The following is a 4,808-nucleotide window of genomic DNA, read 5'->3' as shown; positions in this document are numbered from 1 at the left end:
CCGGAACATCCGGTGGTGGGCCCCTTCGTCCGTGCGGATCGTGTGTCAGGCGTCCTGGCGCTCCGGTTCGGTGCCGGTCAGCTCGGGTTCCAGGCCCTCGCCGAACTCGGTGCGGCGGCGTCCCACGTCGGTGCGCCACGCCTCGAAGGCCCACGCGGTGAGCGCGACCACCGCCGTCCCGAGCAGCCAGCCGCCGACCACGTCGCTGAACCAGTGGACGCCGAGCGCGACCCGGGTGAAGCCGACCCCGAGCACCGACACCACCCCCACGCCCCAGCAGACCGGGCGCCACGCCCGCGGCACCATCGGCAGCAGCACCAGCAGCAGGACCGCGCAGGAGGTGGTCGCGGTCATCGCGTGCCCCGAGGGGAACGAGAAGCCCGGAGCCTGCGCCACCGGGTCCTGAAGGGACGGTCGGGCGCGCTCGACGACCAGTTTGACGAGCAGCCCGATCAGCGCCCCGCCCACCGCCGTCACGGCGGCCCAGGACGCCAGCCGCCAGGCCCGCTTCCACAGCAGCCAGGCCGTCACCAGGGCCACCACCGACCGCAGGACGGCCGGGTCCCACACCCAGTCGGAGAGGAAGCGCAGGGTGCTGGTCCACGCGGGATGGTCGAGCGCCGTCCGGTGCAGTCGCAGGGCCGCCGACGCGTCGAGCCGGCGCAGTGGCTGCCAGTGCCCCTCGACGAGGACGAGCAGCAGGGCGAAGGGCACCGCGGCCGCGCCGGCGACCGCGGTGGCCCCGAGCAGCCGGGCACCGAATCTCCGGTCGGTGCGGCGGCTGTCACGGAAGAGGCGGGCGGTCGCGCGTACGGGCATGGGAGCTCCCGGTTCTGGGGTGGGACGGGTTCGGGCCGGTTCGGTTCGGGTGGGGGTCTCATGCCCCCGGGTCGGGCTCGATCGGTCCGGGCCGTCTGGCCCGCACGGCTTCGAGCTGCGCGGCGAAGGACAGCCCGAGGAAGAGGGCGATCGAGGTGAGGTAGGCCCACAGGAGCAGCGACATGAAGGCGCTCAGGGGGCCGTACACGGTGTCGAAGGAGCCGCTGAACGCGAGGTACTTGCTGAGCAGCCAGGTCAGCGCGGTCCAGAGCACCAGGTAGACGGCCGCCCCGAACGCGAGCCAGGTGTAACCGGGTTGCTTGCGCCGGGGCGCCCTGCGGAATATCGCGCTGGCGGAGATCAGGGCGAGGATCAGGCCCAGCGGCCACCGCAGCAGGTCCCAGGCGGTCCGGGCACCGTCGCCGAGGTGGTAGACCGAGGTCGCGGCGGCCACGAGGTCGCCCCCGGCCACCATCAGCACGGAGCCGATACCGAGCGGGATGCCGGCGCTGAGGGACATGACGAGTCCGCGCAGGTACTTCCGGTGGAAGACCCGGTCGCGCTCGACGCCGTAGATCCGGTTCGCGCCCCGCTCCACCTGGCACATCGCCGTGGTGGTGTTGACCATCGAGAAGGCGAGTCCGAACCAGAGGGCCAGACGTGCCCCGATGCCCGTCTGGCGGCGGCTCTGGTCCAGCGCCTCGTCGACCACCTCGGCGCTGGGGCCCGCGCTGATCCGGTGGATCGTCAGCTCGGCCAGCCTGCCGATGTTCTCGGTGTGCATCTCGGCGGAGAGCCCGACGAAGGCGATGGCCAGCGGTATCAGCGCGAGCACGGTCTGCAGGGCGAGGGCCCGCGAGTGGCTGAACCCGTCGGAGTACCGGAAGCGGACGAACGAGTCACGGACGAGCGGCCACCCGCCGTACCGGCGCAGAGTGGCCAGCGCCTCGTCGGCGGACAGCTCGTCGCCCGTCATGTCACGGGTCTGCGGGACCCGGGTCGCCGTACCCATCACTCACTCCCGGCGGGGACGAGTACGGTCAGCGCCCCGGGCACGACCTCGGCGGTGAGCCGGCGGCCGGCGCCCACCGGGTCGCCGTCCATCTCCCGGGGCTGCGGCGACTCGAAGCGCAATTCGGCCCTGCGGAAGGTGAAGAACTCGACGGGTCCCCCGTCGCCGGTGCGCGCGCGGCCGCCCGCCCCCGAGGACGGGCGCAGCATCACCCGCACGGCACGCAGCCAGCCGGCCGGACCGTGCGGATCGTAGAGGGCGAGGTCCAGCAGGCCGTCGTCCGGCCGCGCGGCGGGTACGAGGGCGGCGCCGCCCTGAACGGTACCGATGTTGGCGAGGAGCACCATCCGGACGCTCCGGCGCAGGACCGGGCCGCCGTCCAGCGAGACGGTCAGCCGGGTTCGGGGAGACCGCAGCTCCCGCAGCCCCGCCAGCACGTAGGCGGGCCAGCCCACCGCGGACTTGGCCCGGTCCGAGGTGTGCTCCAGCATCGCCGCGTCCAGGCCCGCCCCGGACATGGCGGTGAAGTGGGTCGCGGCGACTCCGTCTCCTTCCAGCCTGCCCAGGTCGAGCCGGTGCGGGGCGCCGGTCAGCGCCGCGTGCAGGGCCTTCGCGGGGTCCAGCGGCAGGCCGAGGTGACGGGCGAGCAGATTGCCGGTGCCGCAGGGTACGACCGCCAGCGCGACGCCCGTACCCGCAAGGGCGTCGGCCACCGTACGCACGGTGCCGTCACCGCCGCAGACCACGACCAGATCGGCGCCCTCCCGCACGGCCTCCGCCGCCTGCCCGGCGCCGGGATCCTCCGCCGTCGTCTCCGCGAACACCGGGGCCTCACGCCCGTGCTGGGCCAGTACGAGCCGCAGGGTGTCCCGGACCGCGGGGCCGGTGACGGTCGGATTGACGATGACCGTGGTGCGGCCGGTCGGCTCCGCGACGCGGGCCTCCGTCGCCGCCACGGCGATCTGGGCGGCATTCGCCGGCACGGGCGCCGCCGCGTAGTCGTCGGCCAGGACCGCGCGGCCCACGATCAGGAGGGAGAGGCCGCCGTTCAGCAGCCCGCCGGCCACGTCGGTGGGGTGGTGCATCCCCCGGTAGAGCCGGGCCACGCCCACGAGCAGCGGGATCAGCAGGAACACGGCGCCCAGGATCCTCCGCCAGGGGCCGCGCACCCGGGAGAGCACCAGGACCGCGAGTCCGCCGTACAGCGCGGTGGCGGCGCCCGTGTGTCCGGAGGTGTAACTGGATGTCGGCGGCGAGGCGTCCAGGCGTTCCACGTCCGGGCGGGTGCGGTCGACCGACTCCGTGATGACGAGGAAGACCAGGGACTGCAGGGACACGGCGACGGAGAGGAAGATCGCCTCGCGCCACCTGGGCAGCCGGGGGACGAGGATCAGCCCCACGCAGACCAGCAGGGTGATGCCGACCACCGTGGAGGTGTTGCCCGCACTTGAGCCGATGAGCGAGGCGGAGGTGAGCGCGTGGGTGCGTATGCGCTCGAAGCCCTCGTTCACCTCGTCCTCGACGGTCAGCGGCCACCAGTTGCGCGCCGGGCCGGTGATCAGCAGGCCGAAGCCCGTCAGCAGTCCGGCCTGGCAGACCGTCAGCGCACCGATACGTACGGCCGCGTGACCGATACCGCTGGTCAGGGCGGGAGAGCGGCCGGGGCGGGAGACGCCCGGGTGCTGCTCGTCGTCGATTCCGGTCTGTCTCGCCGGCAGGGCAGTCGGCATGGAACCCCCACGTGTCCGCGCTCGTGTTCTCGTGTCCGGGCGGCGAGTGCGGCCCGGCGATCGGCGTATGCCCGCGAAACCCGGCGGCAGGCATCGGCGGTGCCCGGCCCAGGCCATGTCCGACACTTCGCGTCGGATCAGCGGGCGGTGTCCGGTGCGGTGCGTCGCAAGGCGGAGGACCGCCGGGTACGGGATGTACTCGGGCGGTCCGGCAACGCCGCGAGGTGCCGTGCCGGGCGACGCACGCCCGGCGGGAATGGTCTGACACGGCCCAGGCCTACCGGCACGACCTGGACCGGACCGGGGGCCTACTGTGGAGGGATGACCGACGACGCCAGGCCTTTGGCCGTATTCGACCTGGACGGCACGCTCTCGGACAGCGCCCACCGCCAGCACTTCCTCGAAGGCCCTGGCCGGGACTGGCCCGCGTTCTTCGCCGCCGCGGTCGACGACCCGCCGCTCGCCGAGGGCATCAGCCTCGCGGTGCGGAGCACCGAGGAGTGCGAGGTCGTCTACCTGACGGGACGACCGGAACGCTGCCGCCGGGACACCCTCGACTGGATCTCCCGGCACGGGCTCCCCGAGGGGCCGCTGCACATGCGGCGCAACGACGACCGCCGGCCCGCCCGCCGCACCAAGCTGGAGGTGCTGAAACGGCTGGGCCGGACGCGCGATGTCCGGATGCTCGTGGACGACGACGAACTCGTCTGCGACGACGCCGAGGCGGCCGGCTTCACCGTGGTGCGTGCCCGCTGGTCGGACTCGTCCCAGGCGTTGAAGGACGCTCAGGAGCGTCAGGGCCGTACGTGAGGGAACGCCGGGTGACGAGGGCCGCCGCGAGGAGAGCCTCGTCCCGCGCGGTCTCCGCGTCGCGGGTGGAGTCGCACACCGGGATGCGGGTGCGGCGGTCGATCAGGGCGGTCACCGCCGGCAGCGCGGGCAGCGCCGCCCCGCCCATCCCGGCGAGCGCGGCCAGGTACTCCTCGCCCCACGCGTAGTCGTCCAGCAGCGGTGTCATGAGGCCCAGCAGCCGGGGCGCGGCCGACGGCCCCGCGTGACGCAGCCACAACGGCGCACAGGCCGCCTGCATGCGCCCGGGCCGCCGGAACGTGAGGCCGTAGAGCTGGGCCGCCTGCCGGAAGGAGAGCGGACCGGCGTCCAGCAGGGCGCCGAAGACCTCCCGGGCGGCGTTGAGCCGGCTCACCCCCACCGGGAGCGCTTCGGCAGCCGATTCGGGGCTGTACGCC

General features: G+C 73.8%; 5 protein-coding genes. 1 reads left to right on the top strand and 4 read right to left on the bottom strand.

All coding sequences use genetic code 11. The features are described 5' to 3' along the window. Positions 1-45 precede the first annotated feature (45 nt). Genes ACFWEP_RS31705 through ACFWEP_RS31695 form a run of 3 tightly spaced genes read right to left on the bottom strand, consistent with a single transcriptional unit; the run spans position 46 to position 3,561 of the window. Complete coding sequence (locus tag ACFWEP_RS31705; RefSeq protein ID WP_387375301.1) at positions 46-819, bottom strand: phosphatase PAP2 family protein; 774 nt, start codon at positions 817-819, stop codon at positions 46-48. Between the two features lie 58 nt (positions 820-877). Beyond that, on the bottom strand, positions 878-1,831 hold the full coding sequence (locus ACFWEP_RS31700; RefSeq protein WP_387375299.1) for a YihY/virulence factor BrkB family protein: 954 nt from the start codon (positions 1,829-1,831) through the stop codon (positions 878-880). Further along, the gene (locus tag ACFWEP_RS31695) at positions 1,831-3,561 is read right to left on the bottom strand and encodes a diacylglycerol kinase family protein (RefSeq protein ID WP_387375297.1); all 1,731 of its coding nucleotides are present in this window, start codon (positions 3,559-3,561) and stop codon (positions 1,831-1,833) included. Before ACFWEP_RS31695 ends, ACFWEP_RS31700 begins: the two co-directional genes overlap by 1 nt. Before the next feature lie 321 nt (positions 3,562-3,882). Here ACFWEP_RS31695 and ACFWEP_RS31690 point away from each other — a divergent pair, with 321 nt between their 5' ends. Next, positions 3,883-4,371 carry a hypothetical protein gene (locus ACFWEP_RS31690; RefSeq protein WP_387375295.1) on the top strand — a complete coding sequence of 163 codons (489 nt, stop codon included), beginning with the start codon at positions 3,883-3,885 and terminating at the stop codon, positions 4,369-4,371. On the opposite strand, the gene ACFWEP_RS31685 is transcribed toward ACFWEP_RS31690, so the two are convergent. Then, positions 4,295-4,808, bottom strand: a 514-nt coding sequence (locus ACFWEP_RS31685; protein ID WP_387375293.1) for a hypothetical protein, incomplete at its 5' end; no start/stop codon positions are given. The genes ACFWEP_RS31690 and ACFWEP_RS31685 overlap by 77 nt on opposite strands.

It is taken from the genome of Streptomyces sp. NPDC060198, from assembly GCF_042728415.1.
Classification (GTDB): domain Bacteria; phylum Actinomycetota; class Actinomycetes; order Streptomycetales; family Streptomycetaceae; genus Streptomyces.
The sequence above is the reverse complement of the archived record's forward strand: the minus strand, read 5'-3'. Positions and strand labels throughout refer to the sequence as shown.

Bases quoted from the DNA above. Each gene is read 5' to 3' on its own strand.
- ACFWEP_RS31705 (WP_387375301.1), bottom strand. From the start codon at position 819: ATGCCCGTACGCGCGACCGCCCGCCTCTTCCGTGACAGCCGCCGCACC.
- ACFWEP_RS31690 (WP_387375295.1), top strand. From the start codon at position 3,883: ATGACCGACGACGCCAGGCCTTTGGCCGTATTCGACCTGGACGGCACG.
- ACFWEP_RS31700 (WP_387375299.1), bottom strand. From the start codon at position 1,831: ATGGGTACGGCGACCCGGGTCCCGCAGACCCGTGACATGACGGGCGAC.
- ACFWEP_RS31695 (WP_387375297.1), bottom strand. From the start codon at position 3,561: ATGCCGACTGCCCTGCCGGCGAGACAGACCGGAATCGACGACGAGCAG.